Below are 25,667 nucleotides of genomic sequence, written 5' to 3'. Positions count from 1 at the left end.
GAGGTAGATTATGAAGACTGAGACGAAAGACCGATTACAGCAAGCTGCTTCACAGATGAAGCAGGAGCCTTTGGCAGAAACCGTCGCCTTCATGGCTGATTTTCACGGGAAAGTCGCTGCTTGGTTACCGGGAGAGTCTGTCGATTTCGTTCACGATTTCGTGACGGCGCCGGAAGCTGATTTGATTGCTCCGATCGAAGGAGACGCGTTGCGCACGAAAGACAATTTTGAATTCTTCATGCGTAAGAAACAGACACGAAAAAAACTCGGCGAACTGTTGACGCTTTGGAAGTCGGCACGCACGACAGAGACGTTGAGTCAAATCGATGCGATCGGATTAAAAAAATGGCTCGCTCGTAATGAATTCCGTTCGGAAGATAAACCATGGGATTATTTGAACCGTCTGCATGTTCTTCTGTTCCTTGATTTGATGACGACGATCATCGATGATCATCGATTGACGAGTTTGCATGAGCAACTTGTCGGTACAACACCAGTTCCGACGAGCTTCGTTCGTCGTCAAGGGGATGTCCGTCAAGTCATCGAAGCATTCGCGGAAGAGACGAACTTCACACAAGTGGATATCGTCAAGGCATCGCTTGTCCGTTATCTCTGATCAATAAGATGCATGAACAAAAGCCGTCGAGCCCTGTGCCCGACGGCTTTTGTCGTATCCTCTTACTTCGCCTGATAGAATACGATCGATTGTTGCACTGAATCGTAAAGACACCATTCTCGTTCGAACACGACAGGACCTAGATTGATGGCATATCGTCCTCCATTAATGGATAAAGATTGATACAATGGGCTCGACAGAGCAATACCATTTCGAAACAAACCTCTGATATGACTATGACCAAAAAAGAGTACTGGTTCACGTTGCTGTGACAGATCAGGCAAAAAATCACGGGACCAATTCAATTGATCTCCATGAATCAACAATGCACCCTCGATGTGTTGTTTTCGAGGGCAGTCGCGTAACGCATCGATGACAGGAGATAGTTGCGGTGGAACGAGCGACAGGATGCGCTCTTCTTGATTACCCAGTAACGTCTTAAAATCAATTAGGTTTAAAAAATCATCATCAAGCGTCACGACGAGGGAGAGCGATTCGAAAGAATAGCGCTTCGCTCGCTTTTTACCGACATGGCATTCATGAACATCACCGAGACAAAACAAATGCGCATCGGGAGCGAGCTGTCGTATGTCAGCTAGGACAGCCGCTGTGTCGGCTACTGAACTGTGAAGATCCGCAAAAAGGGCATAACGCATGATCGACCACTCCTTTGTTAAGGAGATACCCGAAAATGCGTTATGCCTATCTTTTGAATATGAGCGTTCAGATCAATCGATTAACGGAAGTTAATGAATTGAACATCGACTGATAATGGAAGCTCACGAACGATCTGCATGACTTGTTGTAAGTCGTCACGTGATTTACCTGTGACGCGGATTTGGTCATCTTGGATCTGTGTCTTCACTTTTAATTTCGATTCCTTGACGGCATTGTTGATCTTTTTCGCGTCGTCACGGTCGATTCCACTTTTCAGGATGACACGTTGTCGGACTGTATTCCCGGCAGCCTGCTCGACTTTTTCGTACTGCAGGTTTTTAGTTGGGACTTCTCGCTTGATCAATTTTGCTGTTAAGACATCTTTGACTTGATCGAGTTTGAAATCGTCATCTGAGATTAGAATCAAATCCTCTTTTTCGAGCTTCATGTCGCTTTTTGAACCTTTGAAGTCGAAGCGGTTCGTGATTTCCTTCAGTGCGATTTGGACCGCGTTCTTGACTTCCTCGATGTTGATTTGTGACACGATATCAAATGAATTATCTTTTGCTGCCATTTCAATCTCCCCTTTCATTCCACTCTCTATTTTAGAGAGGAATACCGGAAGCGTCCACTGCTTTGAAATTTTGTTATAATAAAAACCATGAAATGAAAGGGGTGCTTAGCTTTGAAACAAACAGCAGACATGTTGACGCTCACACCGCAAGAACTGGATGAGCGATTTGCCTATAGTGGAAATGATTTAGGAGCGACCTTCTCAGAGACAGCGATTCACTTGCGCTTGTGGGCGCCGACAGCAGAACGTGTCGTGATTCGTCTCTACAAGACACTACGCGCACGAAAAGTCGAAGAGGTCGAGATGGTGGCAGACGAACGGGGAACGTACGTCGTTGAACTCGATCGAGCGACATATGAAGGTTATTTCTATACGTTTCAAGCGAGCATCAACGGACAAAAGGTCGAGGCGGTCGATCCGTATGCGAAAGCCGTCGGAACGAACGGAAAGCGCGGCGCATTAATTGACCCGACCAGTGTGACACCAGAACGATGGATTGAAGAACGTCCATTGTTCCATTCTTCGCAAGACGCAGTTGTCTATGAATTACACGTACGCGATGCAACGAGTCATCCGGCCAGTGGTGTCGTTGCACGTGGTACGTTCGCTGGACTGACGGAAGCAGGGACACGGACACCAAATGGTGGATTGACAGGGCTTGATTATTTGGCAGACCTCGGTGTGACACATGTCCAGTTACTACCGATCTATGATTTTGGCTCGGTCAATGAGACAGCGCCGAACGACCCGGATAACTATAACTGGGGTTATGATCCGGTGAACTACTTTGCGCCGGAAGGTTCGTACTCCTCGAATCCGGATGATCCACGAACGCGGATCCTTGAATTAAAACAATTGGTGCAGGCGTTACATGATCGCGGGATCCGTGTCATCATGGACGTCGTCTTCAATCATACGTATGATGCGGCGACGGTTCCGCTTGGTCAGTTCGTTCCTGGATACTTTTATCGTCAAGAGGCGGATGGGAGTCTCTCAAACGGTAGTTTCTGTGGAAATGATACTGCATCTGAACGTCTGATGATGCGAAAGTTCATTCTTGATTGTGTGACGTACTGGGCGAAAGAATACCATCTCGATGGGTTCCGCTTCGACTTAATGGGACTTCATGATGTTGAGACGATGAATCAAGTGCGCCATGCACTTGACCGGATTGATCCATCGATTCTGATCATCGGTGAAGGCTGGGATCTCGATACGCCACTTGATCCGGAAGAAAAAGCGAACTATTTCAACGCACCGAAGATGCCAGGAATCGCTCATTTCAACAACGGTTTACGGGACGGGGTCAAAGGCGACGTCCAAACGCCAGAAGACCGTGGTTTCATCAGTGGTGCATTTGACCGGACGAGTGAAGTCAAACGGGGAATCGCTGGTAACGTCTCTTCGCAAGGGTTTGCCGATGAGCCCAATCAAGTCGTCTCGTACGTCGAGGCTCATGATGATTTGACGATTTGGGATAAATTGACGGTGTCTCGTCCAGAAGACACGGAAGAGCTTCGTCGGAAACGGCAAATGCTTGCGAATGCGATCATTTTGACGGGACAAGGGATTCCTTTCCTCCATGCCGGACAAGAGTTCTTCCGGACGAAAGACGGTATTCGTGACAGCTTCAATGCCGGAGAGGTCGTGAATCGTCTCGACTATGAACGGGCAGAAACAGAGCGTCCAGCAGTCGAGTACGTCAAAGGATTGATTGCCCTTCGTCGTCAGTATCCGATGTTCCGTCTCGCAAACGCGGCGATGATTAAAAAACATCTTCGTTTCCTTGAAGAAGAGGAAGGTGTCATTGCCTTTGAACTGAAGCGAACATATGAAGGATACGTCGAACGGCAGCGTGTCTATCACAATGCGACGGAAAAAGATATCACGATTGAATTGCCAAATGGTGAATTCGAGGTGTTGGTTGAGTCGGGTGCCGTTAAATTACACGCACCACGGTTGCACGAAGAAAAACAGTTAGTCGTTCCAGCATTGACGACTACGGTTATTGCGGAACGAAAAGCAGATTACAAGAAATACGCGGTAGCAGGTGGTGCAGCACTGACGATCATCGGATTGTTGTACGCAGCGAACAAGCGTCGAAAGAAAACCGATTAAATGGAGAAGGATGAAGCACTAAATGGCTTCGTCCTTCTTTTGTGTGCGGATGACAGTCCGATGTCAGCCTGTCATACAATTGACTTACGAAAATCATTGAAAGATTGTTTGAACATACATCTTTCGGGAACAATTCATATGTAGTATTTTAAATGTTGTTTTGACGTGAAAGGATGTACGTTGTATGTTCGGTTTCGGTGATTTATGGAAATTCTTTTTGTCGTTCTTTTTACTATTGCCTATCGTGACATTGATTCATGAGATGGGACATTACTTTTTTGCCCGATTATTCGGCGGAAACATGGAGATCAATATCGGTTCAGGAAAGTCGTTGCTTCGTGTTGGTCCGATTCGTTTGAATCGCGTCTATTTTTGGGATGGCTGGTGTCAATATGAGGCACTACGTAAAGAGACGAAATTCGCTAACATTCTGGTTTATGCCGGTGGATCGATTGCAAACGTGGTGAGTATCTTAGCCATCAATGGTCTGATTTATGCCGGTGTGTTCGAGGCGTCGATCTTTACCTATCAATTCGCGTATTTTTCGTTTTATTTCGTCTTTTTCTCCCTCTTCCCGATCGATCATCCGAACGGTTATCCGAGTGATGGGAAAGCGATCATTAATGTCTTCCGGTACGGTAAATCAGAATACCATCCGCAATCCTAAGGTAAAAAATAAAGCCTCCTTCCACCGTTGGAAAAGAGGCTACTTACTCAAGATTCCGATTCGCTAGACGAATCAGGTTCCGTGTTCGCTTGTTCCTGCTCGAGTTCGACGAGCTTTTGAATCAAGATATGGCGTGGCATATGCATTAGTTGTTCAAGTGGTACGTTCAGACGTTTCGCAAGTTCGACAGCTGTCTCTGCGGATAATTGTAAAGGTTTCATCGTGTTCGTCCTCCTTTTTCCATGAAGTTAGTATAACAGGAGGTGCAAGCCAAGCGCATCAATAGTAGCGAGAAACTGAGAAGGTTGATACCGTATGAAGTAGGAAGTGATGCATATGTATAAACCTGCTGCAGAGCTGTTACTCCATGAATCCGTCTCACTGTTTGATCGCATCGGGGAGGATTTGCTTCTTTTTCGAGATCGCCACGGATTTATGAAATGTGATGCGGATTTAAGACCACTGTGGGAAACAGCATGTGCGTATGTTCCATTCTCCTGGTACATTGAGCCAGGCGGTGGACGATTGTTCATCGTATTTGAAGAGTCAGCTTATTTTGGTTTATTGGATTTAGAGCAAGGGCATTTAAATTACATTAAGCGACCCGCTGCTTTCTCCGAAGCATGGTTCAGTAATTTATTCTTGTGGCAAGATGATGAAATCTTCCTATACACGGCAGAAACGGACGTCGTCTGTGTGAACGTTCAAACAGGGGACTGGCGGTACTCAAACTATGAAGAGGTGCCGCTGTTCGGACGCTTAGTTGAGCGAGGATATGATACACGTTTGACGTTCGAGCGATTCATCGCACCTACGACGATCATCTCCTATGATGATCTACAAGAACGGTATGTGATTTGGGATGCCGCGACGAATCAGGAATCGGTCATTCCTTTTTCGGATTACGCGGAGTATTCACTCGTTGACCACCGGCACCAATTGTTTTCGATCACCGATTCCTCTCGGTTTTACTTGTATGAGAAGAGTCAGCTGAAATATAAGTTCGAGGGATGCTACTCCTCCGTTTTACTCAAAAGTGTGTTACTCGATGAAGAGGCGCGGCGTCTTGCGATCGTGTCGACATCGACTACATTCGGCAACACATGGGTTCAAATTTTTCAAAAGACGTAATGAAACATCCTTTTCGCTTTTCAGCAAGAAGGATGTTTTTTGTACGTTTATACAGGAAGGAGACGCATCATGGAACGGCTTGGTCATCTGATTAGTGCGTATTTTCGAGGAGTGTTGGTCGTTTGGGGGCTTCTACTCGTCGTGCTTGGTTATTTTGCATATCAATTACCCGATCGTCTAGAAGGAAATGGATTTACACGTGACGGTGATTTTCAACGTGTCGAAACGGTGCTCGCTCAAGATTTTGGGCAGGATCCACATACGATCATCGTCCTATTTGAGAATCAAGAGAATCTACGACAAATGATGGTACAACATGTCGAGCGCTTCCGTGACATCAAAGGAGTCGGGAACGTCATTGGTCCCGTCGAAAATCAGCGAGCGATGCGGGACGATAAGGGATACGTGACAGTCGGTGTACCAACACTTGATGCGAAATGGGCAACAGCGGTCACACGTCAACTGGATGGTACCGGGACGATTCGGCTAACGGGTGAACCGGTCGTCGTTGATGATTTGAATACAGCGTCCAAAAATGACCTTATCCGAGCTGAGTTAATCGGAATTCCGGCAGCATTGATCGTCTTACTACTCGTTTTCGGTACACCCGTTGCCGCCATCTTACCCTTGATCATGGGACTCGTCACTTTTGTTTTTGGTGCCGGTGTTCTTTATTTCGTTGCCGGACAACAAGAGTTATCGATCTTCGTCTTGAATGCGGTCGCAATGATTTCGCTGGCACTCGGCATTGATTTTTCGTTGTTATACGTTAATCGGTTCCGTGAAGAACGGCAGGACGGACAAGGGATTCGGTCGGCAGCGATTCGTTCGGTCGAGACGGCAGGACGCTCGATTTTATTTTCCGGAATCTGTGTATTCGTCGGACTTGCCGGATTGTTGTTGATTGATGTTGATGTCTTCCGCGCTGTCGCAATCGGGACACTCGTTTCGGTACTCGGGGCGGTTGTCAGTGCGTTGACATTACTACCGGCACTATTAATCGTTTTCGGGAAGGTACTAGAAAAAGGACGACTTTTCCGGCAACAAGCAGGTCGTGGAGAAGATCGTTGGCGCCGCCTCGCACGTTTCGTCATGAAGCGCCCTGTCACAGTGACGATTCTATCTTTATTACTTCTTTTACCTTGTTTATTTCCGTTACGTGACTTGACGTTGAACATTCCGCAAGCAACTGCCCTGCCGGAATCCTATCCGTCGCGTCTGGCCTTTGAGTCGTGGGAAAAAACATTCGGGAACGATGGAACGGACGCCGTTCTCATCTTGTCTGCGGATGCTTCCTCAGAGGTGGGACGAGAAAAAATCGAAGATGTGACGATTCGACTCGAATCAGATTCAGAAGTGCGTTCCGTCGTGTCCGCCGCAACGATCGCGGAACAGCAACAGGTTCCGCTCGAGCAGTTACTCGCTGTTTCGGCTGGGCGCGATGCACTGAAGCCGTTTCTATCAGAGAACGATCAAGCACGGATCAACGTCAATTTAAAAGGAAATCCCGGCGATGCTACTTCGCAAGACTGGGTACGGAAGGTGCAGGCGGACGGTTACCTTGTCGGGGGACCAGCAGCCTTTAATCAGGAAATTTATGATGCCATTGAATCGAAACTCCCACTGGCTATCGGTGTCGTCGTCTTGGCGACATTCATCATTCTGCTAATCGCGTTCCGATCCATCTTGATTCCAATCAAAGCGATTCTGATGAATTTGCTCAGTTTAGGAGCAACGTTTGGATTACTCGTCGTCTTGTTCGAGTCCGGCGCAGTTCTTCCGCAGGAGACGATCGGCATTCTAACACCGGTCTTCATCTTCTCACTCGTCTTCGGCTTATCGATGGATTATGAAGTGTTCCTCGTCTCGCGAATGGAAGAATATTATGACGAGACGGGCGATAACGATCATGCGACCGAGATGGGACTGGCGAAGACGAGTAAAATCATTACGTCCGCTGCCTTGATCATGATCGTCGTCACTGGTGCGTTTGCCTTTACAGGTGTTAGTCCGATCAAACAACTTGGCGTCGGTATCGCGCTTGCAATTTTTATTGATGCTACGATTGTCCGGATGCTCCTTGTCCCCGCACTGATGAAGCTATTTGGTCACTGGAACTGGTGGTGGCCGGGAGGGCGTCGTAAAGCGATCCGCAAGTGACACATCGCGTAAGCACATCAGTAGCTATTCAGAGGAAGACGAGCGTATACTGTCGATATTCAATTCAAGAAATTAGAGGAGGCACTTCACTCATGGCAACTCAAGCAATGTTTGAACCATTTACACTACCAAACGGTGTGACGCTGAAAAACCGCGTCTTGATGGCACCGATGACGAACTATGCGGCACAAGAGAACGGCGAAGTATCGGATGCGGAACTCGCGTACTACGCAGAACGTTCAGGTGGCGTCAGCGCTGTCATTACAGCATGTGCGAACGTCACAGCAGACGGTCAAGGATTCCCGAATGAGTTTGGTGCGCATCGTGACGATCTCGTGCCGAGTCTGAAGCGACTCGCGAAAACGATTCAAGATAAAGGCGCAAAAGCGATCTTACAAATCTTCCACGCTGGTCGTATGGCACCACCAGAACTCGTCGGTGGGCAAACGGTCAGTGCAAGTGCTATTGCACCCGTGCGTGAAGGTGCGATGACACCACGTGCGTTAGAGGCAGAAGAAGTCGAAGCAATCATCGAAGCATTCGGTCAAGCGACACGCCGTGCGATGGAAGCTGGATTTGATGGTGTTGAGATTCACGGTGCAAACACGTACTTGATCCAACAGTTCTTCTCACCACACTCAAATCGTCGTGAAGATAAATGGGGCGGTAGCTTAGAAAAACGTCTCGCCTTCCCATTAGCTGTCGTGGATGCAGTCGAAGCTGTCGCTAAACAAAATCCTTCGTTCATCGTCGGATACCGTTTCTCTCCAGAAGAAATTGAAAATCCAGGAATCACACTCGATGATACGATGCGCCTCGTCGATGAGCTGGCGAAAAAAGACCTCGATTACTTGCACGTTTCCGTGATGGACTTCTTCGCAGGTTCAATTCGTGATGAAAATGAAACGACATCACCTATTACACTCGTTCAAGAACGTGTTGGTGAACAAGTACCTATCATCGGTGTCGGATCGCTTCACACAGCGGACGAAGTCGAACAAAGTTTGGCTGTCGTTCCAATGATCGCTCTTGGTCGTGAACTGATCATGGAACCGAAATGGGTTGAGAAAGTCGAAGCGGGTGACCTTGCGTCAATCCGGACAGAACTTGATCCAGAAGCACAAGCAGAACTCGTCGTTCCAGATGCATTATGGGCAGGCATCACAAGTCGCCCAGGCTGGTTCCCAATCAAACAAACGAGCAAATAACACCATGAAAAAAACACTCCTGACATCAGTCGGGAGTGTTTTTTTGTTTAGTAGGCAACCTGTCCCATCCGAACGCCGCAGAACGTATGCAAAGTGACCGGATCCTGTAGGTTCGTTCGTTCCAACATATCGTTTAAGAGTAACGCACAGACGTAGGCATCTTCTTTCGCATCATGGTGCTGGAAAGAGACGTTGAGAAACTCTGCCATCGTATTCAATCGATGGTTCGGCAACCAAGGATACAATTTGCGGGATAATTTGACCGTGCAGCCGTAGGTGAAAGCGGGCATCTGGTACATATCGTATTTTTGAATCGCTTTTTGGAGTGCCCCCATATCAAATGATGCATTGTGAGCAACGATCAGTTGAGCGCCTGCAATCAAATCGTATAAGCCATGGGCTTCCATTGCTTCAGGTAACGTCGGCGCATCAAAGACATCGCTCGGACGAATTCCGTGGACCCGAATGTTTCCAGCATCGAAATTTTCTTCTGGATTGATTAAGACCTGTTTACTCTCCGTGACACGACCGTTCGAGAGAACGGACCAACCAAACGCACAAATGCTTCGGCTATTTCGGTTTGCCGTTTCAAAGTCAATTGCTAATGTATACATCCAGCAGGCTCCTTTCTGTCATTCACTAGTAACAGAATACATGTTCGTATTCTGGAAGTCCATCAAAAAAGACCATCTGCAAAGCAGACGATCTTAGATCCATTCCATTCACTTCGCGGTAGCGACTTTTTGTTCCTCTGCGACGTACTCTTCCGGTTTAAATAACAGAACGCGATCTTTATAGGCGAAAACAAGGGCCGTCAAAACAGCCATTGCATCAGCGATCGGAAAAGCGAACCAGACACCATTGACACCGAAGAACACTGGCAATATCAAGACGAGTGGAATCGTGTATAACGTTTGGCGTGACAAGGACAAGAATAAAGCGACTTTTGCTTTTGCAAGCGATTGGTACATTCCGTTGACAATCATTTGAATTCCGTAGACGAACGATAAGGCGAATAAGATACGCATCGCACTCGAGCCTTCCTGTAGAAGTGTCGCTTCTTCTGTGAACAAGCCGACCCAAAAACGAGGGAACAGTTGAATGAGTAACCACAAGCTGATCGATAACGATAAGCCGTAGCGGATTGCCAACTTGATGGCAAGCGACATCCGGCTAAACTGCCGGGATCCGAAATTATACCCGACAATCGGTTGCATCCCTTGCACGATCCCCATGATCGGCATACCGACGAGCGCCATGAACTTATTGATGACCGCAAACGTTGCCAGTTCTGTCGTACCCCCGTACCGGACGAGCATATGATTGACGGTGATGAATAGAACGGATTGAGAGACTTGCATGATGAACGACGATGATCCAATTTGCATCATCCGGAACGTTAATCGGAAATCAGGTTTAAAAGCACTCCGATTGAGCGTCAAGCCAGTTTGTCGGCGTTTCGTAAAGAAGAATCGAAAAACAAGTACAGCACCAACGATTTGCGCAACGACTGTCCCGAGTGCAGCACCTTGGATGCCCCAATCAAGACCAAAGATGAACAGCGGTGTCAGGACGATATTGATCGCAACCGTCGTCAGCATGACGCGCATCTGATAGTTCGCGCGTCCTTCTGCGCGGAGCATCGCACTCGACGCCATCGTCAACATGAAGAAAGGAGATCCGATCAAGAGGACACGTAAGAAAGCGATACTGTACGGCATGATCTCATCCGTCGCTCCAAAGAGACGTAGCAACGGTTCGACGAAGATGAAAGCACTGATGATAGCGAGCATACTGATGAAGAAAACAGCCATCAAGACGTTGGCATAAGCACGACTGGCACCATCTGTTTGTTTTTGACCGAGTCGTTGTGACGCAATTGCAGCACCACCGATCCCGATCGAGTTGGCGATTGCCATTAATACGAGCTGGACGGGGAAAGCGATTCCGACGGCGGCCACGGCAGCCGTACCGATTCCTTGAGCGACGAAAATCGTATCGACGATATTGTAGAGTGCCGTGACGAGCATCCCGACCATCGCTGGTAAAGAGAGACTAAGTAAAAGCTGATTAACAGGTGCTTCACCCAAACGGGCAGTGTTTTTATTCATGGAAGGAGGACCTCCTATTTTAGACAAGTGGTAAGTAGGGTTTTACTCAGAGTAGTCGCTTCTTTAACGAGATGCAAGAAATCACTCTAGTCAATGTGTTCGTTCTATGAAAAAAGGATGCGCCATGAAGCGCATCCGATGGATCTCGATTTAAGATGGTGTAGGCAGGTAACCTTTCGAATATTCGAAAGCAATGAATAAAATAGCACCGAGCGCCAAATAAGCGAGGAGCGTGATCGTTTGTTGTTTTTTCGGCATCTGATGATACTGAACAGACTCTTCAGCAAGACGAAGTGGTTCAATCCGCTGATCGATCCGTCGCAATAAGGCATCGTAATCGTTGGCGGCATCATATTGATACCGTAACAGATCATCTGCTTCCTGACGTGCCTCTTCCGGACTCGCTTGTCGCAAGTCTTGTAAATCGAGACGAAGCGACCAAGCGATCGGATCGTAGGTACTCTCGATTGTTTGTTCTTCCTCACCTTCTAGTTCTGGAGCAAGTGCAACTTCAGCGTCTGCACGTTCTTGTTCTGCCTTTGCCCGTAAAACGCGTTCACGTGCGGCACGGTACAACATTAAGGTCGACCGGTTCGCCTCATATTGTTTCGCGAACTTATACCTTTTCCAAACGGCACTACCGCCTAAAAAGGCAATCAAGAGCAAAATCAGACTAAAGTGGGTGATACCGTAGGCAATCAAGGCAGCAAGTCCCGCGACCCAGACGATGATCGGAAGTCCCGCAAGAATCCGTCCGCCGTCAAGCGGACTGACGGGAAGTAGGTTGAAGAGATTCAATAGAGCCCCGAGGTGGAAGATGACGAGCCAGAAGTCATTTCCCGTCACAGCATATCCGATCGCAAGCGGAATCAGGGATACGAGACCAGCGAGTGGTCCACCGTACGCGAGAATCGCTTCTTGTTTTGGCGTTCGAAATGTATCCTTGATGCCGATGACGGCTCCCATGAACGGAACGAAAATGGCAGGACCGGTCTTAAAACCGAGTCGTTTAGCGGCGAGTAGATGTCCCATCTCATGAATGAATAGGAGATAGAGCAATCCGACCCCGAACCAAACACCGAATATTTGAGCGTAAAAGAGAAGAGAGATTCCGAACGAAATCAAAGTGCCTCCGAACTTTGAAAATTTCAATAAGGCAAGGATGACCTTTCCTTTCGTCAAGAGAAAGGCGCCGGCAACAGCAAGTCCACCCCAACGTTTTTTAGCCATCGTGAAATTCCTTCTTTCATCATGTGACGTTCTTCCTTAAGTGTACGACACAATTGTAGAAAAAGTTTCATTCAGACTGCTCGGGGATTAAATAGAAGCAGCTTCCATCTGGCTGACGCTCTTCACTACCAACCTTAAAATGATGTGTCGTCGCAAGTGCAGCAGCAATCGACAATCCGAGTCCACTTCCTGAACGATCGCGTGCTGCATCGAGTCGGTAAAACCGGTCGAATAACCGAGCGCGTTCTTCGTCCGTTAGAGACGTTCCCCGATCAAGGACAGCCAGACGTTCTTTGCGCAGGTACAATTCTGGTGAAGTAGCATACTTCAGGACATTATCGATATAGATCGTCAAGATACGTAACACCGCTTCGCGATTTGCCCGAATCGTTCCGGAGGCATCAACAGGAATGATCGTCCCTGTTGCGTGATACATCCGATCAGCGAGTTCGCTTCCAAGCTCTGCTAAGTCAATCACTTCGACAGATGTTTCCTCGTAACCGAGACGAGACAATTCGAGCATAGGCTCAATCAAGGTCGTCCGCATCGCATGTGTCTCCTGCAAGATGTGTTCGATCGATTCATCGAGTACGTCGGGCTTCGTTTTGCCCCAGCGTTTCAATAATTGAGTGTATCCCTCAATGACGGTCAAGGGTGTCTTCATTTCATGCGAGACATCCGCGACGAACTGCCGTTGTTGTTCCATCGTCTGATCGACACGACCAATCATCTGATTGAAGACGCGACCGAGGCGACCGATCTCATCATCACGTTTGGTCTGCACGGTCTCAAGCGTTCCAGAAGAGGAGATTCGTTGCATCGTATCATTTAGTTGCCTGAGCGGGCGGAGCGTCTGATAAGCAATCCAGAAGCTACTGATGAACGCGATCAGGATTCCAACGACCAACACGATGGTGAAGGTCAAAACGAGTGTCGAGACTGTATCATCGACGCTCTCATCTTCGAACAGATAGGCTTGATCCTGATAGACGATGCCGAACCAATCGCCAGACTTAAAAGGTTCCTTCGAGCGTGGGATACCGGGGAGGTCATTTGCTTGTACGTCTCCGTTAACAGTAGACGAGTCGTCGCCATCTTCATCGTTTGAGATGACCCAGCGTCCATTTTCGTTCGATAAGACGACAGCATCCTCATGAAGCGTCAGCAATGTCCGGACCGATGAATCATCTTCCATCAATTCCTCTGCCTGTTCCAGTTGGGTATAACGCGATTCAATTAAATGATTTTGGACGACGAGTGTCACGACGATGAACGAAAGGAATAACAAGAGTGTCGTAAAGGCGGTGACGGATAAAGCAAGCTTCGTTCGAAGCTTCATGGGATCGCCTCCCGTAGCACATAACCAACCCCACGAACGGTCTGAATCAAAGCTGGAGGGTGGGCATCGACTTTTTTGCGAAGATAACGGATGTAGACGTCGACGATGTTCGTCTCGCCGAAGTAATCGTACCCCCAGACGTGATTTAGGATTTGTTCGCGTGTCAGGACATGTTCCTTGTTTTCTAGTAAATATGTCAGAAGTTCGAACTCACGCGGTGTCAAATCGAGTCGCCCTTCATTGCGAAATGCTTCATGTCGATCAAGATTGAGTACAAGATCGGCGAACTGTAACGTGCGCGATGCGTTACTAGTTGAAGTCGGAGTGCGTAATAACGCTCGGATCCGGGCAAGGAGTTCCTCCATCTCGAACGGTTTCGTCACATAATCATTCGCACCAAGATCGAGTCCCGCGACTTTATCGTAGACTTCTCCGCGTGCTGTTAGCATAATGACGGGGACGTGAATACCTTTTCCACGGAGCCTGCGCAACACTTCGAAGCCGCTCAGCTCCGGCATCATCACGTCGAGTAAGACGAGATCAACCGAATGCTCAGCGGCAGCGAGACCATCTTTTCCGTTGGAGGCGACACGTGTCGCGTACCCGGCATATTGGAGTTCGAGTTCAAGGAGGCGTGCGATTTTCGCATCGTCCTCAACGATTAAGATGGTGGTTGGCATAAACATCCTCCTTTAATGATCATTCATCGATTTCTGTCACTTCGTCTGACGCGTTCAACTCAAGTTTGACGGAACCACCAACTCGGACGTCATCATCTTGTTCCATGTTTGATGCACGAGAGTACGATTTTTGCGCACCATTCTGTTCAATGATGATCTCTTGATTCGTTATTTTAGAGAGTGTACCGCGGACTTCTTGCTCCCGTGCATCGTTACGGTCTTCATCGCGTGTATCATTACGATTTTCGTCGTCATCTTCCCGATCAAGCTCACGGACTTGACCGTCTGCATTCAATTCGATTTTTACGATATCCCCAGATTTCGCAGCGTCACGTTCCGCACGATCCGCCATTGCGTAGATCGTCTCTTGTCCCTCTTGTTCGAGTGTCAATTCACTTTGTGATAGGGCACGAAGGATGCCGTACCGTTCATTCGCATCGTTCGATGAATCATTTGAACGATTGCCATCGTCCTCTCGGTCATTGCGATCATCTTGATCTTCTCGCTCAAGTTCCGTGATTTGCTGATTCGCATTCAAATCGATTTTAACCCAATCGCCTTCTTGCACGTCTTCGCGTTCGACTGACGATGCAAAGTCATACGTCTGAGCGTCACCGTTAACGTCGATCGTCATCGAACGATCCGATAGTTTCTGCAATGTGCCTTCGATTTCTTGATTGTCACGCATGGAAGCAGGAAGCTTTTGTTCGACTTGGCGCGAAGCAGCTTCGACTTTTTGCTCTGCCTGCTGTGAAGTGGTGACCGTCGAGTTGACGAGAGAGTGTCCTGGGCCTGTGAGGAGTAGGAACGCACCGGCTCCTGTTAAGACTGTACCCGTTACGGCAAGTGTAGCGATTCCTTTTTTGAAGCGTTTATTTCCTTTATCTGTTCGTTTTTCAGTCATGATGATGTCCTCCTTTAAGTAGTGGCTGTTGTTCTTATACATAGAATAACCAGACCACGTGAAAGGAAACTGAGGAACAGATTAGAATTTGATGAGAATTAGATCGTCTTGATGATCCGAGCTGGATTTCCACCAACGACGCTGTTTGCCGGTACATCCTTGACGACGACACTACCTGAGGCAATAACTGCATTATCTCCGATCGTCACACCGGGATTGATGACCGCGCGTCCACCGATCCAGACATTGTTCCCGATGACGACCGGTTTTCCTAATTCATAACCGCTATTGCGCTCGACAGGATCGAGTGGGTGGGTCGCGGTATAGATATGTACTCCTGGAGCAAACATGCAGTTGTCGCCGATCGCAATCGGACAAATATCGAGCAAGACACAGTCATAGTTGGCATAAAAACGAGCCCCTAACGTGATATTGTAGCCATAATCACATTTAAAGGTTGGTTCGATGTAAAAGTCGGCTTGCTCCGTCTGAAACAATTGCTGTAAAAGCATCTTTCGCTTGGCACGATCATGGACACTCAATTGATTGAACTCATAGCAGAGCGATTGTGCTCGGATGCGGTCGGCCACAAGTTCTGGATCTTGTGCTAAATAGAGTTCTCCTTGAATCATCTTTTCTTTTTCAGTCATCTGACTCACTCCTTCATCGTTATTACTTTCATTAGACTAAATGGCACCGGGTGATGCAACTGATATCCCGTTAAGACACGCGAAAACAGGATAGCCGAAGCTACCCTGTCGAGATTCGATCCTTATGCTAACTCGATTCCACCTGTGACACCATAGATTTGCGCTGTAACATAGCTTGCAGCGTCTGAAGCGAGGAAGACATAGACATCGGACAGTTCGACCGGTTGACCACTTCGTTTCAGTGGTGTTTCCTGTCCGAACTCTGGAATGTTCTCGCTTGGCTGACCACCCGAGATTTGAAGCGGTGTCCAAATCGGACCAGGTGCGACGGAGTTGACACGGATTCCTTTTGGCGCGACTTGTTTAGCGAGTCCACGTGTGAAACCGTTGATGGCAAATTTCGTCGAAGCGTAATCCAAGAGATTCGCGCTTGGATTATATCCTTGGACAGATGTCGTCGTGATAATCGAAGCGCCTTCCTTTAAGAGTGGCAAGGCTGCCTTGACGACCCAGAAGAGGGAGAAGACGTTGATTTCATATGTCTTGCGTAATTGCTCCGTCGAAAGGTCGAGAATGTTTTCGACAGCTTGTTGTTTACCAGCGACAAGTGCCAAAATGTCGAGTCCACCGAGTGATTCGTGTGCTTCTTTGACGAGTTGTCCACAAAACGCTTCATCACTTAAATCACCAGGTAAGAGATATGCTTTTTGTCCCGCTGCTTCAACGAGTGCTTTGACCTCTTCAGCATCCTGTTGTTCTTCCGGTAAGTAGTTAAGGACGATATCAGCCCCTTCACGAGCGTAGGCGATTGCTGCTGCTCGGCCGATGCCGGAGTCGCCACCCGTAATCAGTGCTTTTTTGCCGATCAATTTGCCAGAACCTTTATAACTTTCTTCTCCACAATCGGGGACAGGTTCCATTTTTGCTTGAACCGCTGGGGCGTCCTGATATTGTTTTGGGAAATCGTCATTGAAGTATTGTGTTAACGGATTTTTCGATGCAGCCATGTAAACATTCCTCCTGAAAGTTGGTTTTGGTATAGGTTGTATGTTCCCTCAACAAGTCGGATTAAACGTTTTTGATGGTAGTAAATTTGGAAATTGATGGTTTACACTCGAAAAAGAGGAGTGTGAAGAAGATGATTGCTGGACTGTATGAAGCCCATTTACCGGTCAAAGAGCTCGAACGATCGATTGTCTTTTACGAAGAGTTAGGTCTTGAATGTGCGTTCCGAAATGAACGTGTCGCTTTCTTTTGGATCGAGCACGGTAAGAGTTGGTTGGGGCTATGGAAAGCAGGTCAAGCTGAGTTACCGTATCATCCGTCGATTCGCCACGTTGCGTTTCGGATGGAGCAAGAAAATATCGATAAAGCACAGGACTGGTTAAAGGAGAGAGGGATTGAAGTTCGATCAGCCTTTGGTGTAGCAGGAGCTAATCAACCGCTCGTTCTCGATAATCATCCACATGCGCACGCAGCGATCTATTTCGAGGATCCAGATGGCAATTCACTCGAATTGATCGCACCGTTACGCTTTGATATGGAGACGATGAACGGAACGATGTCGTATCAGGACTGGCAGCATCTTTATCAGACTGAAACGGAAAAAATGAAGAGGTGACTGTAACGTTCAGTCATTGATTATGCATTCAAAGGGCAAACTGCATGACGTGTTCTTTTGTAGAAGATGATTCGAAATGAACAAAAAGTGCAATCTTTCTCCTCATAATAGAGAAAAATTGCACTTAATCTATCTTGTAATAAATTTAGACACGAGCTGATTGGCGCTCGCTCATGGCTTGCAGAGCTGCTTGGTTTAGTAAGTTCCACGGTTTGTTGTAGTGCGGTTGGAAGAAGAAATCGACGAAAGCGAGCTCTTCAAGTGTCATGTCATTTTGAATCGCGACAGAAAGTGTGTTCATTGCCTGTGTCAAATCAACTTTTGAGATGATTTGTGCACCGACGACACGATGTGTTGCCGTCTCGAAGACGAGCTTCAACTGGACGTCTTCTGCTGTTGGCATGAACTCTGGACGATACGTATCGGTAACTGTCGTGCTGCTCACTTCAAGTCCGAACAAGGGTGCCGCTTCTTCTGTCAAACCAGTCGACGCGATGTTCAAATCATATAAGCGAAGACCAGATGTGCCTTGTGTTCCTTGGTAACGAATCTTTGGAGCAAGTAAGTTTTTCCCGATGAGCGTACCCATCCGGACAGCATTCGTTGCAAGTGGAATATAGGCATGTGTCCGAGCTGGGTTGTAATAGACGGCACAGCTGTCACCAGCAGCAAAAATGTTCGGGTTGCTTGTCCGCATATAATCGTCAACGATGATGGCACCGTTCGGTAACATATCGACTTGTCCTTTTAAGAGTTCCGTGCTTGGACGGAAACCGACACAGAGAATGACGAGATCCGTTTCGAATGTGCCTTTGTCTGTGACGACGTGTGTGACAGTACCGTTTTCCCCTTTAAAGCTTTGGACGGTTTGTCCAAGTTCAAGACGAATGCCGCGATCTGTTAATTCGCGTTCAATGACGTCAGTGAACGAGCGGTCGAGGTATTTGTTGAGAATGCGATCTGCACTGTCGATGAACGTAACATCTTTTCCGTAGGCTTCAAACGCTTCGACGAGTTCAGCACCGATATAGCCTGCACCAACGACCGTGATCCGCTCTGCATCTGCTGCTTTTTCGATGATTGTTTGAGCGTGATGATAGTTTTTACAGAGCTCGATTTGGTTCAACTCAATGCCAGGAAGCATTGGAATGATTGGCCAAGATCCAGTCGTCATGATGAGTTTATCGTACGTATCGTGAACGACTTCACCAGTCATGAGGTTTTTCGCAACGATCGTTTGACGTTCACTATCGATTTCAAGTACATCATGTTTCAGACGCATCTCGGCTCCGAGCTCAGCAAGTTCACTTGGTGACGAGTAAAATAGCGATTCCGCGTGCTTGACGACACCACCGACGTGAAGTGCGATCCCACAAGAGAGAAACGATACATTGTCATTCCGCTCATAAACGGTGATCTCGACATCTTGTTGTGAAGCGAGTTCTTTGACTGCTGCTGTTCCTGCGTGTGTACATCCGATGACTGCTACTTTCATGGGTAAAGTCTCCTTTGTGTTTTGTTTGTGATGTAAATCACATTCATTTGATATACTTAGTGTAATCCTTCACAAGTTCACTTTCAAGTAGTTTGTTCAACATTGAGCATAATCTTGTCTAAATTGTGAATGAGTGAGCAAAAGTGTTTGGATTATGTGAAGAATGCGTAAAACTGTTTTAGTTACTGAAATTCGGGTTATAATGAAAATAGATTTTTAATGAAGGGGTGGAAACCGATGGATACCGAGAGGACCAATCATCTATTCAGCTTACCTGATTTTTAGCAGTACCGGTCAAGACGAACAAGACGGTAATGGCTTATAAAAATCAGGGAGAGCGAAAATAGATGAATACCCAAACGGGACGTATAAAACCTCTCCCACGATGTAAATGGGAGAGGACAATAAAACATGAAACGAATCGCAACCATCTTAACCGGAACGCTGATCATGGCGTTCGGTTACTACACATTGAATGAACAGTTCGGATTAGCAGAAGGCGGCTTTATCGGATTATCGTTGCTTGGTCGATACTTTTTTGATATCAATCCTTCGATCTCGATGATCGTGCTCGATATTCCATTTTTCATCGGTGCCTTGTACTTCAAAGGCAAGCGTTTCGTCAGTGAAGCATTACTATCAGCAGGTGCGTTATCACTCTTTTATGAAATGTGGCACCGACTCGATTTGTTCCACTTTCCAGAACAGGCTTGGCCAGCGACGCTCATCGCAGCGATCGCTAGCGGAATCGTGACCGGGTATGGTCTCGGACTTGTTTTGAAAAGTGGAGCGGCAACAGGTGGAGACGATTTGCTATCGATGGGACTCAGCAAACTGACAGGTCTATCAATCGGGACGATTTTGTTCGGACTCGATGCCATCGTGTTAGTGATTTCACTTGTTTATCTGCCACTTAGCTTAACGTTATATACGTTACTGGCCGTAGCGATTGCCGGTCGTGTCGTTGCTGTCATGACACGGGAGCCTATCATCGTACCAGCACCTGTCATAAAGAGAGTGACGCAGTAAAAACGGATGAATATCTAAAAAAATCATGTATCGGATTCGACATCGTCGAGTCCGATTTTTCAGGTTCATTAATTAGAAAATAAGTTCAAAGGAGAACGATTAGATGATTCGACAAGCAGATGCTTCTGAAGCACAACAGATTGCCCCGTTGATTGAGCAAGCGATTCATGAGATTGCTGAGACATTGACGGGAACGACAGAAAAAGAAGAGGTTCTAGAAAGGCTCGCTTATTTCGTTTCCCAAACCGGAAACCGGCTCAGTCATGAGAACATCCTCGTGAAAATCATCAAGGACGAAGTAGCGGGCATCGTGATCGCTTATGCCGGAACAGAGGCGAAACAACTCGACGAACCAATTAAAGAACAATTGAAACAGTGGACAGGTCAAGACGTCCAGATCGACGTCGAGACGGAAGGACCGGTCTATTACCTGGATACCTTATCAGTGGATGCGCGTCATGGTGGAAAAGGAATTGGTACGGAACTGTTGCAGGCAGCAGCGGAAGAAGGCGAGAAACGGGGACTAGAAGCGTTTACGTTAAACGCTGATCAAACGAACGTTGGAGCGCGGCGACTGTATCGCCGTCTTGGCTTTAAACCGGTCCGGACGATTGAAATTAGCGGCGGTACCTTTGATTATATGGAACGTCGTTACGATATACAGCAATGAAAAAACCATGTCGATCTCCACAGTGTCATTCGGGAATCGACATGGTTTTTATAGTCATGCCATCATGGCATCGTTAGTTGATACAAATCGCTTGCGCGTCTTCTGATTCGTATCGGGCATCACTCGTAAAGCGGAAGCTTGGTGTAGACATGAAGAGGTTCACCTTAGCACTCCGTTTTCATAACATTTTTGCTTAGTTAAATGGTTTGAGTGCGTCCGTAATCCGTTCACCTATCATTTTGGCCTTGACGTCACCTTTTTCAACGAGCGCGAACCATTCGTTCGCATCTTTAGTGATTTGCGCTACTTTTTCTTTACCGAGACGGTTTTCAAGCGTGGGTTTCATCGCAACGATGAACAGGTTAGCTTCCATTGCTTTTGCCCGTGCTGTATCGATGTCTTTCTTCTCGATTGCTTCTTGTGTTTCTTCATAAGATTCGTCGACTTTTTCCGTCAACGCTTGTGCGAATAATCCTTCGATTTCTTTGTAAGAAACGTCAGCTGGCTTTGTCTTCGAGAAGTCATAACGTTCTTTTAGTATTTTGACAGTCTCTTCCTCGCCATCCGCTAAAGATTTTTCAACTGCAAGGAGGGAAGCATATCCTTCTGCTTGCCCTACCTGTAATTCTTTTTCGTCCGTCCCGCTTTTGACACCATCCTCGATTTTTTGAGCATAATCGAGTGCAGCCAAGTAGAACGAACGATAAATCGATTTATCCGTCACTTGTTTCGCGACATTGAAGTCACCGATTTTTTTAGTATCAATGGCTTCTTGCTGGGCAGATAGACCAGAAGTAATTGCTTGAGCAATCGCGTCTTCATTTTTGAAATCGTAGCTTACGTCGCACTTTTTCGCTGTCGGGATGAAAACGGTCTTTGCCATTGCTTCGACATCTTTGAGTGCTTCTGTTGCAGCTTCCGGTTTACCCGCAACGAGTGCTTCTTCAGCTTTTGCTTGAGTTGCCTTTTGTAATTGATAGAAATAGGATTGTAGACCTTTATCGACGAGTTGACGTGCGATGTTCTGATCGAGATTCTTCGCTTCAACATCTATTAAAGCGGATTGAATGACTTGGTCGATTTCTGGTGCTACCGTTTTGACACCACCTTTTAGTTTTGCTTCATAACTCGTCTTGACCATCTTCCAATCCATTGCTTGTCCGTCTTTCGCTTTGTCGAGTTCTGCTTTGATCGAGCTGTAGATCGTCAATTCATCTATCAATGTCGTTGCAGCGATTCCAGCATCCGCTGATTTCGTTTCTGTCGACTGCTCTTTTTTCGGTACAGTCGTATCGGTTTCGTTCGAACCGCAGGCAGCTAAGATGCCAGCTAACATAAAGATCGAAGCTACTTTTATGCGCTTTTTCATAATCGTGACCTCCTACAAAAGTGATAAGAAGTTTCTATCATGTAGTTGTTTTCAGAAATCTGAACGTAAGGAGAATAATTCATATTTTTAATTGAACTTTAAATAAAAAACGGCTTTGGAATAAGAATCCAAAGCCGTCCAAAATCAAAAATCAGAACTGTTCATACAGTTTTGTCAAATACGTATAGACTTCGTCCGATGCTTGGAACATCATGACAGAATGTCCGAAGATCGCTGCTGGATTGAAGCCGTGATCCAGATCAATTGTCGATGCGATCGTGACATCACGGTCGCTATCGAGAACGACGCGGAAGTATTTGAACTCTTGGTTGAAATCGTTAATGGCATTAAGAATCGGAAGATCCTCGACACCGTCTGGTACGTGTGTCACCGTACGAGCGAACAATTCAACATCTGTCGTCGTCTTACTGAAGACAATCATCATCATCGGTTCTGCTCCAGCAGGTGTTTTTTCTTGTGTCATGAAGAAGACGTGTGTCTCATTCTCACGCGCTTCCATTGGAATGCCTTTTTCGACGAGGAAAGCTTGGAAAGCTTCCAAGTGTTGTTGCTGTTGTGGCGCGATTCCTTGTTCGTTTGTTTCGGGTTGACGATCTTGGTGAATCGGTGTCACTTTATTGTTCTCGTTTGATTCGTTCGAGTTACGTTCCTGGTCCATTGCAAAATCCCCCTTTATATACTATAGATTTAGTTTCAAGCATTTCAGAAGGAAATGCAACTAATGTCCGTTCAGATAGGAAGAAAATACAAAACGAATGGGATATGTCATATCTGTGAAGCTGCAAGCAACTGACTTGAAAATACATACCTAACAGGGTATATTGAGTGGCAGATAGTACTTCAAGGAGGAATCATTTAGATGAAAACGATCATCGTAGGTGGCGTCGCAGGTGGCGCAACGGCAGCGGCACGACTACGCCGGATTGACGAAACGGCAGAAATCATTTTGCTCGAGCGCGGAAAAGAGATCTCGTTCGCGAACTGCGGACTGCCTTACTATATCGGAGATGTCATTAAAGATCGCAATAAATTACTTGTCCAAACGCCAGAGGGGATGCATGCACGATTTAATTTAGACGTCCGTAACTTGTCGGAAGCGATTCGGATCAACCGTGAAGCGAAGACTGTCACGATCCGTAACGTTGACACAGGTGAAGAATACGATGAATCGTACGATCATCTGATTCTTTCTCCAGGTGCAAAACCAATTCGTCCGAACATTAAAGGACTGAGTGATGCAACAAATGTCTTTACGTTACGGAACATTCCGGATACGGACCGGATGCGAGAATACGTCGATACGACACGTCCGGAACGGGCAGTCGTCATCGGTGGAGGATTCATCGGTCTCGAGATGGCAGAAAATCTTGTCGAACGTGGGGCACACGTTACCCTCGTTGAAATGGCAAACCAAGTCATGGCTCCGATCGACCCGGAAATGGCAGCGATCGTTCATGAACATCTTCGGGCAAAAGGCGTCGAGCTGATTCTAGAAGATGGCGTCGCTCGTTTTGAAGAAGCAGGTCGTCGTGTCGTCTTGACAAGTGGACGCGTGATTGAGACAGAGATGAACATCTTATCAATCGGTGTCGCACCGGAGAGCACGCTCGCAGCAGATGCTGGTTTAACGCTTGGAATCAAACAGACGATTCAAGTCGACAATCAACTGCGGACATCCGATCCGTCGATCTTTGCGATTGGTGACGCGATCGAAGTTAAAGATTTTATCACGAAGGAAGCGACACATGTACCGCTCGCATGGCCTGCGAACCGTCAAGGGCGCCTCGTCGCCGACATCATTGCCGGGCGCGATGTCCGGTACAGTGGAACGCTCGGTACAGCAGTAGCGAAAGTCTTCGATTTGACAGTCGCTTCTACCGGTAACAACGAAAAACGATTGCGTCAGCTCGGTATGCGTTATGAAGCGATTCACCTCCATCCGGGATCCCATGCGGGTTACTATCCAGGGGCGAGTCCCATTTCGATGAAGCTGTTATTTGATCCAATTGAAGGAACGATTTATGGTGCACAGGCAATCGGTATGACAGGTGTCGAGAAACGAATCGATGTCCTCGCAACAGCGATTAAAGGCGGCTTGACAGTGCTTGATTTACCAGATCTTGAACTATCATATGCACCACCGTATAGTTCAGCAAAAGATCCGGTTAACATGGCAGGATATATCGCGTCGAATATCGTCTTAGGTGACAGTACGAACGTTCATTGGCACGAAATCGATGCAATCGTCGCAAACGGTGGTTTGTTACTCGATGTCCGTGAACCATCGGAAAACGAGTTAGGTGCGATTCCGGGATCGGTCAACATCTCGTTACCGACGTTACGTGAGAAGTTAGATGATCTGCCGAAGGATCAAACGATCTATGTAACATGCCAAGTCGGATTACGTGGATATGTCGCGAGTCAATTGTTGCAACAACACGGTTATGATGTCAAAAACTTAAGCGGCGGCTACAAAACATGGTCGGTCGTGCATCGAGATCAAAAGGCACGAAACCAAGCGGAGGAGGAGACAGCTGTAACGTTAACGAAACGTGAACCAAAAACGAAGACTGCACCGGCACAAGTGATGTTGCTCGATACGTGCGGCTTACAGTGCCCGGGTCCAATTTTAGAGTTAAAAACAAAAATCGATCAGATGACGGATGGCGAGCAAATTTTTGTCAAAGCGTCGGATCCGGGATTCTTACCGGACGTTCAAGCATGGGCGAAAAAACTAGGACACTCGGTCCATTCAGCGGAGATGAATCAAGGGGTCGTTGAGGTCTTGCTTGAAAAAGGGCAAGGGGAGACACCTGCTGCAACACCGGTTCAAGTCAATCCGGCAGATGATGCGACGATGGTCGTCTTTAGTGGTGATCTTGATAAAGCACTTGCGTCCTTTGTCATCGCACAAGGTGCACAAGCAATGGGGAAGCAAGTGACGATGTTCTTTACGTTCTGGGGCTTGAACATCATTCGAAAACCGGATGCTCCTGCCGTCGAGAAAGCCGGTATTGAGCGGATGATGGGGATGATGATGCCGAAACACGCCGGGGAACTGCCACTCTCGAACATGAATATGGCAGGTGCTGGTCAAAAAATGATGAAAAAAGTCATGAAGGATAAACAAGTCGATGCGCTCGAGACGATGATGGCAAAAGCGCAAGCGGCCGGTGTCCGCATGATTGCCTGCACGATGTCGATGGATATCATGGGCATTAAGAAAGAAGAACTCCTCGACGGCATTGATTACGGTGGTGTCGCGAGTTATCTCGGCGCAACAGATGGTGCTAACCTGAATCTGTTCATCTAATAAAAGAATTAACTATGTGAACGTGTTAAACCTGACATCTGATGTGAGGTTTAACACGTTTTTTATGTTCCGAGGTAAAAGTGAGTTTGATTTTTCAAAAAAAA

General features: G+C 47.1%; 24 protein-coding genes. 10 read left to right on the top strand and 14 right to left on the bottom strand.

The genetic code is table 11. The features are described from left to right. Nucleotides 1–10 precede the first annotated feature (10 nt). Nucleotides 11–616 carry a hypothetical protein gene (locus ACY2IG_RS15675; protein ID WP_035412119.1) on the top strand — a complete coding sequence of 202 codons (606 nt, stop codon included), beginning with the start codon at nucleotides 11–13 and terminating at the stop codon, nucleotides 614–616. A 62-nt stretch (nucleotides 617–678) separates the two neighbouring features. Here the strand turns inward: ACY2IG_RS15675 and ACY2IG_RS15670 are convergent, their stop codons facing one another. After that, nucleotides 679–1,272: a metallophosphoesterase family protein gene (locus ACY2IG_RS15670; RefSeq protein ID WP_290753467.1), complete on the bottom strand. Its 594-nt coding sequence runs from the start codon at nucleotides 1,270–1,272 to the stop codon at nucleotides 679–681. 80 nt (nucleotides 1,273–1,352) lie between these two features. Beyond that, nucleotides 1,353–1,847, bottom strand: coding sequence for a YajQ family cyclic di-GMP-binding protein (locus ACY2IG_RS15665; protein WP_023469671.1), 495 nt, complete (start codon nucleotides 1,845–1,847; stop codon nucleotides 1,353–1,355). 111 nt (nucleotides 1,848–1,958) lie between these two features. Between ACY2IG_RS15665 and pulA the strand changes: the two genes are divergently transcribed. After that, a complete protein-coding gene (pulA, locus tag ACY2IG_RS15660; RefSeq protein WP_462618182.1) occupies nucleotides 1,959–3,965 on the top strand; it encodes a type I pullulanase in 2,007 nt (668 codons plus the stop codon). A gap of 184 nt (nucleotides 3,966–4,149) precedes the next feature. Beyond that, a complete protein-coding gene (locus ACY2IG_RS15655; protein WP_035412122.1) occupies nucleotides 4,150–4,632 on the top strand; it encodes a site-2 protease family protein in 483 nt (160 codons plus the stop codon). Between the two features lie 47 nt (nucleotides 4,633–4,679). Here ACY2IG_RS15655 and ACY2IG_RS15650 read toward each other — a convergent pair whose 3' ends face one another. Beyond that, entirely contained in the window at nucleotides 4,680–4,853 is a 174-nt protein-coding gene (locus ACY2IG_RS15650) for a YycC family protein (RefSeq protein ID WP_069201452.1), read from the bottom strand. 115 nt (nucleotides 4,854–4,968) lie between these two features. Between ACY2IG_RS15650 and ACY2IG_RS15645 the strand changes: the two genes are divergently transcribed. The 3 genes from ACY2IG_RS15645 (at nucleotide 4,969) to ACY2IG_RS15635 (ending at nucleotide 9,131) form a co-directional block, all read left to right on the top strand. Beyond that, nucleotides 4,969–5,763, top strand: a complete 795-nt coding sequence (locus ACY2IG_RS15645; protein ID WP_081780437.1) for a hypothetical protein — start codon at nucleotides 4,969–4,971, stop codon at nucleotides 5,761–5,763. Nucleotides 5,764–5,832: 69 nt separating this feature from the next. Continuing rightward, nucleotides 5,833–7,923, top strand: a complete 2,091-nt coding sequence (locus ACY2IG_RS15640; RefSeq protein WP_462618181.1) for an MMPL family transporter — start codon at nucleotides 5,833–5,835, stop codon at nucleotides 7,921–7,923. Between the two features lie 92 nt (nucleotides 7,924–8,015). After that, entirely contained in the window at nucleotides 8,016–9,131 is a 1,116-nt protein-coding gene (locus ACY2IG_RS15635) for an NADH-dependent flavin oxidoreductase (RefSeq protein ID WP_462618180.1), read from the top strand. A 47-nt stretch (nucleotides 9,132–9,178) separates the two neighbouring features. Here the strand turns inward: ACY2IG_RS15635 and ACY2IG_RS15630 are convergent, their stop codons facing one another. The 8 genes from ACY2IG_RS15630 to ACY2IG_RS15595 all read right to left on the bottom strand — a co-directional run bounded on the left by ACY2IG_RS15630 (nucleotide 9,179) and on the right by ACY2IG_RS15595 (nucleotide 17,052). After that, nucleotides 9,179–9,745, bottom strand: coding sequence for a 3'-5' exonuclease (locus ACY2IG_RS15630; protein WP_290753447.1), 567 nt, complete (start codon nucleotides 9,743–9,745; stop codon nucleotides 9,179–9,181). Between the two features lie 108 nt (nucleotides 9,746–9,853). After that, nucleotides 9,854–11,242: an MATE family efflux transporter gene (locus ACY2IG_RS15625; RefSeq protein WP_290753444.1), complete on the bottom strand. Its 1,389-nt coding sequence runs from the start codon at nucleotides 11,240–11,242 to the stop codon at nucleotides 9,854–9,856. A gap of 150 nt (nucleotides 11,243–11,392) precedes the next feature. Beyond that, entirely contained in the window at nucleotides 11,393–12,472 is a 1,080-nt protein-coding gene (locus ACY2IG_RS15620) for a site-2 protease family protein (protein WP_035412136.1), read from the bottom strand. A gap of 67 nt (nucleotides 12,473–12,539) precedes the next feature. After that, complete coding sequence (locus tag ACY2IG_RS15615; protein WP_308102275.1) at nucleotides 12,540–13,811, bottom strand: HAMP domain-containing sensor histidine kinase; 1,272 nt, start codon at nucleotides 13,809–13,811, stop codon at nucleotides 12,540–12,542. Next, nucleotides 13,808–14,491: a response regulator transcription factor gene (locus tag ACY2IG_RS15610; protein ID WP_462618179.1), complete on the bottom strand. Its 684-nt coding sequence runs from the start codon at nucleotides 14,489–14,491 to the stop codon at nucleotides 13,808–13,810. Before ACY2IG_RS15610 ends, ACY2IG_RS15615 begins: the two co-directional genes overlap by 4 nt. A 19-nt stretch (nucleotides 14,492–14,510) precedes the next feature. Continuing rightward, the gene (locus tag ACY2IG_RS15605) at nucleotides 14,511–15,395 is read right to left on the bottom strand and encodes a hypothetical protein (RefSeq protein ID WP_462618178.1); all 885 of its coding nucleotides are present in this window, start codon (nucleotides 15,393–15,395) and stop codon (nucleotides 14,511–14,513) included. A gap of 98 nt (nucleotides 15,396–15,493) precedes the next feature. Next, nucleotides 15,494–16,045 (bottom strand): maltose acetyltransferase domain-containing protein, encoded by a 552-nt coding sequence (locus ACY2IG_RS15600; protein ID WP_462618177.1) that lies wholly within the window; start codon nucleotides 16,043–16,045, stop codon nucleotides 15,494–15,496. A gap of 122 nt (nucleotides 16,046–16,167) precedes the next feature. Continuing rightward, nucleotides 16,168–17,052 carry an SDR family oxidoreductase gene (locus tag ACY2IG_RS15595; protein WP_214856640.1) on the bottom strand — a complete coding sequence of 295 codons (885 nt, stop codon included), beginning with the start codon at nucleotides 17,050–17,052 and terminating at the stop codon, nucleotides 16,168–16,170. A gap of 131 nt (nucleotides 17,053–17,183) precedes the next feature. Between ACY2IG_RS15595 and ACY2IG_RS15590 the strand changes: the two genes are divergently transcribed. Further along, entirely contained in the window at nucleotides 17,184–17,666 is a 483-nt protein-coding gene (locus ACY2IG_RS15590) for a VOC family protein (protein WP_462618176.1), read from the top strand. Between the two features lie 145 nt (nucleotides 17,667–17,811). On the opposite strand, the gene ACY2IG_RS15585 is transcribed toward ACY2IG_RS15590, so the two are convergent. Continuing rightward, the gene (locus ACY2IG_RS15585; protein ID WP_462618175.1) at nucleotides 17,812–19,161 is read right to left on the bottom strand and encodes an FAD-dependent oxidoreductase; all 1,350 of its coding nucleotides are present in this window, start codon (nucleotides 19,159–19,161) and stop codon (nucleotides 17,812–17,814) included. Between the two features lie 411 nt (nucleotides 19,162–19,572). Here ACY2IG_RS15585 and ACY2IG_RS15580 point away from each other — a divergent pair, with 411 nt between their 5' ends. After that, on the top strand, nucleotides 19,573–20,190 hold the full coding sequence (locus ACY2IG_RS15580; protein ID WP_290753423.1) for a YitT family protein: 618 nt from the start codon (nucleotides 19,573–19,575) through the stop codon (nucleotides 20,188–20,190). Nucleotides 20,191–20,293: 103 nt separating this feature from the next. After that, entirely contained in the window at nucleotides 20,294–20,860 is a 567-nt protein-coding gene (locus ACY2IG_RS15575; RefSeq protein ID WP_462618174.1) for a GNAT family N-acetyltransferase, read from the top strand. 193 nt (nucleotides 20,861–21,053) lie between these two features. On the opposite strand, the gene ACY2IG_RS15570 is transcribed toward ACY2IG_RS15575, so the two are convergent. Together ACY2IG_RS15570 and ACY2IG_RS15565 are read right to left on the bottom strand one after the other, a co-directional pair. Further along, entirely contained in the window at nucleotides 21,054–22,229 is a 1,176-nt protein-coding gene (locus ACY2IG_RS15570; RefSeq protein ID WP_290772501.1) for a hypothetical protein, read from the bottom strand. A 151-nt stretch (nucleotides 22,230–22,380) separates the two neighbouring features. After that, nucleotides 22,381–22,908: a type III secretion system chaperone family protein gene (locus tag ACY2IG_RS15565; RefSeq protein ID WP_023469644.1), complete on the bottom strand. Its 528-nt coding sequence runs from the start codon at nucleotides 22,906–22,908 to the stop codon at nucleotides 22,381–22,383. A 201-nt stretch (nucleotides 22,909–23,109) separates the two neighbouring features. On the opposite strand from ACY2IG_RS15565, the gene ACY2IG_RS15560 reads away from it, so the two are divergent. After that, the gene (locus ACY2IG_RS15560; RefSeq protein ID WP_462618173.1) at nucleotides 23,110–25,563 is read left to right on the top strand and encodes a CoA-disulfide reductase; all 2,454 of its coding nucleotides are present in this window, start codon (nucleotides 23,110–23,112) and stop codon (nucleotides 25,561–25,563) included. The last annotated feature ends 104 nt before the right edge of the window (nucleotides 25,564–25,667 follow it).

The organism is Exiguobacterium sp. EF_C8 (assembly GCF_054956715.1).
The sequence above is the reverse complement of the archived record's forward strand: the minus strand, read 5'-3'. Positions and strand labels throughout refer to the sequence as shown.

Excerpts from the sequence above, each read along its gene's own strand:
- ACY2IG_RS15675 (WP_035412119.1), top strand. The coding sequence starts at position 11 with ATGAAGACTGAGACGAAAGACCGATTACAGCAAGCTGCTTCACAGATG.
- ACY2IG_RS15670 (WP_290753467.1), bottom strand. The coding sequence starts at position 1,272 with ATGCGTTATGCCCTTTTTGCGGATCTTCACAGTTCAGTAGCCGACACA.
- ACY2IG_RS15665 (WP_023469671.1), bottom strand. The coding sequence starts at position 1,847 with ATGGCAGCAAAAGATAATTCATTTGATATCGTGTCACAAATCAACATC.
- ACY2IG_RS15655 (WP_035412122.1), top strand. The coding sequence starts at position 4,150 with ATGTTCGGTTTCGGTGATTTATGGAAATTCTTTTTGTCGTTCTTTTTA.
- ACY2IG_RS15650 (WP_069201452.1), bottom strand. The coding sequence starts at position 4,853 with ATGAAACCTTTACAATTATCCGCAGAGACAGCTGTCGAACTTGCGAAA.
- ACY2IG_RS15645 (WP_081780437.1), top strand. The coding sequence starts at position 4,969 with ATGTATAAACCTGCTGCAGAGCTGTTACTCCATGAATCCGTCTCACTG.
- ACY2IG_RS15640 (WP_462618181.1), top strand. The coding sequence starts at position 5,833 with ATGGAACGGCTTGGTCATCTGATTAGTGCGTATTTTCGAGGAGTGTTG.
- ACY2IG_RS15635 (WP_462618180.1), top strand. The coding sequence starts at position 8,016 with ATGGCAACTCAAGCAATGTTTGAACCATTTACACTACCAAACGGTGTG.
- ACY2IG_RS15630 (WP_290753447.1), bottom strand. The coding sequence starts at position 9,745 with ATGTATACATTAGCAATTGACTTTGAAACGGCAAACCGAAATAGCCGA.
- ACY2IG_RS15625 (WP_290753444.1), bottom strand. The coding sequence starts at position 11,242 with ATGAATAAAAACACTGCCCGTTTGGGTGAAGCACCTGTTAATCAGCTT.
- ACY2IG_RS15620 (WP_035412136.1), bottom strand. The coding sequence starts at position 12,472 with ATGGCTAAAAAACGTTGGGGTGGACTTGCTGTTGCCGGCGCCTTTCTC.
- ACY2IG_RS15615 (WP_308102275.1), bottom strand. The coding sequence starts at position 13,811 with ATGAAGCTTCGAACGAAGCTTGCTTTATCCGTCACCGCCTTTACGACA.
- ACY2IG_RS15610 (WP_462618179.1), bottom strand. The coding sequence starts at position 14,491 with ATGCCAACCACCATCTTAATCGTTGAGGACGATGCGAAAATCGCACGC.
- ACY2IG_RS15605 (WP_462618178.1), bottom strand. The coding sequence starts at position 15,395 with ATGACTGAAAAACGAACAGATAAAGGAAATAAACGCTTCAAAAAAGGA.
- ACY2IG_RS15600 (WP_462618177.1), bottom strand. The coding sequence starts at position 16,045 with ATGACTGAAAAAGAAAAGATGATTCAAGGAGAACTCTATTTAGCACAA.
- ACY2IG_RS15595 (WP_214856640.1), bottom strand. The coding sequence starts at position 17,052 with ATGGCTGCATCGAAAAATCCGTTAACACAATACTTCAATGACGATTTC.
- ACY2IG_RS15590 (WP_462618176.1), top strand. The coding sequence starts at position 17,184 with ATGATTGCTGGACTGTATGAAGCCCATTTACCGGTCAAAGAGCTCGAA.
- ACY2IG_RS15585 (WP_462618175.1), bottom strand. The coding sequence starts at position 19,161 with ATGAAAGTAGCAGTCATCGGATGTACACACGCAGGAACAGCAGCAGTC.
- ACY2IG_RS15580 (WP_290753423.1), top strand. The coding sequence starts at position 19,573 with ATGAAACGAATCGCAACCATCTTAACCGGAACGCTGATCATGGCGTTC.
- ACY2IG_RS15575 (WP_462618174.1), top strand. The coding sequence starts at position 20,294 with ATGATTCGACAAGCAGATGCTTCTGAAGCACAACAGATTGCCCCGTTG.
- ACY2IG_RS15570 (WP_290772501.1), bottom strand. The coding sequence starts at position 22,229 with ATGAAAAAGCGCATAAAAGTAGCTTCGATCTTTATGTTAGCTGGCATC.
- ACY2IG_RS15565 (WP_023469644.1), bottom strand. The coding sequence starts at position 22,908 with ATGGACCAGGAACGTAACTCGAACGAATCAAACGAGAACAATAAAGTG.
- ACY2IG_RS15560 (WP_462618173.1), top strand. The coding sequence starts at position 23,110 with ATGAAAACGATCATCGTAGGTGGCGTCGCAGGTGGCGCAACGGCAGCG.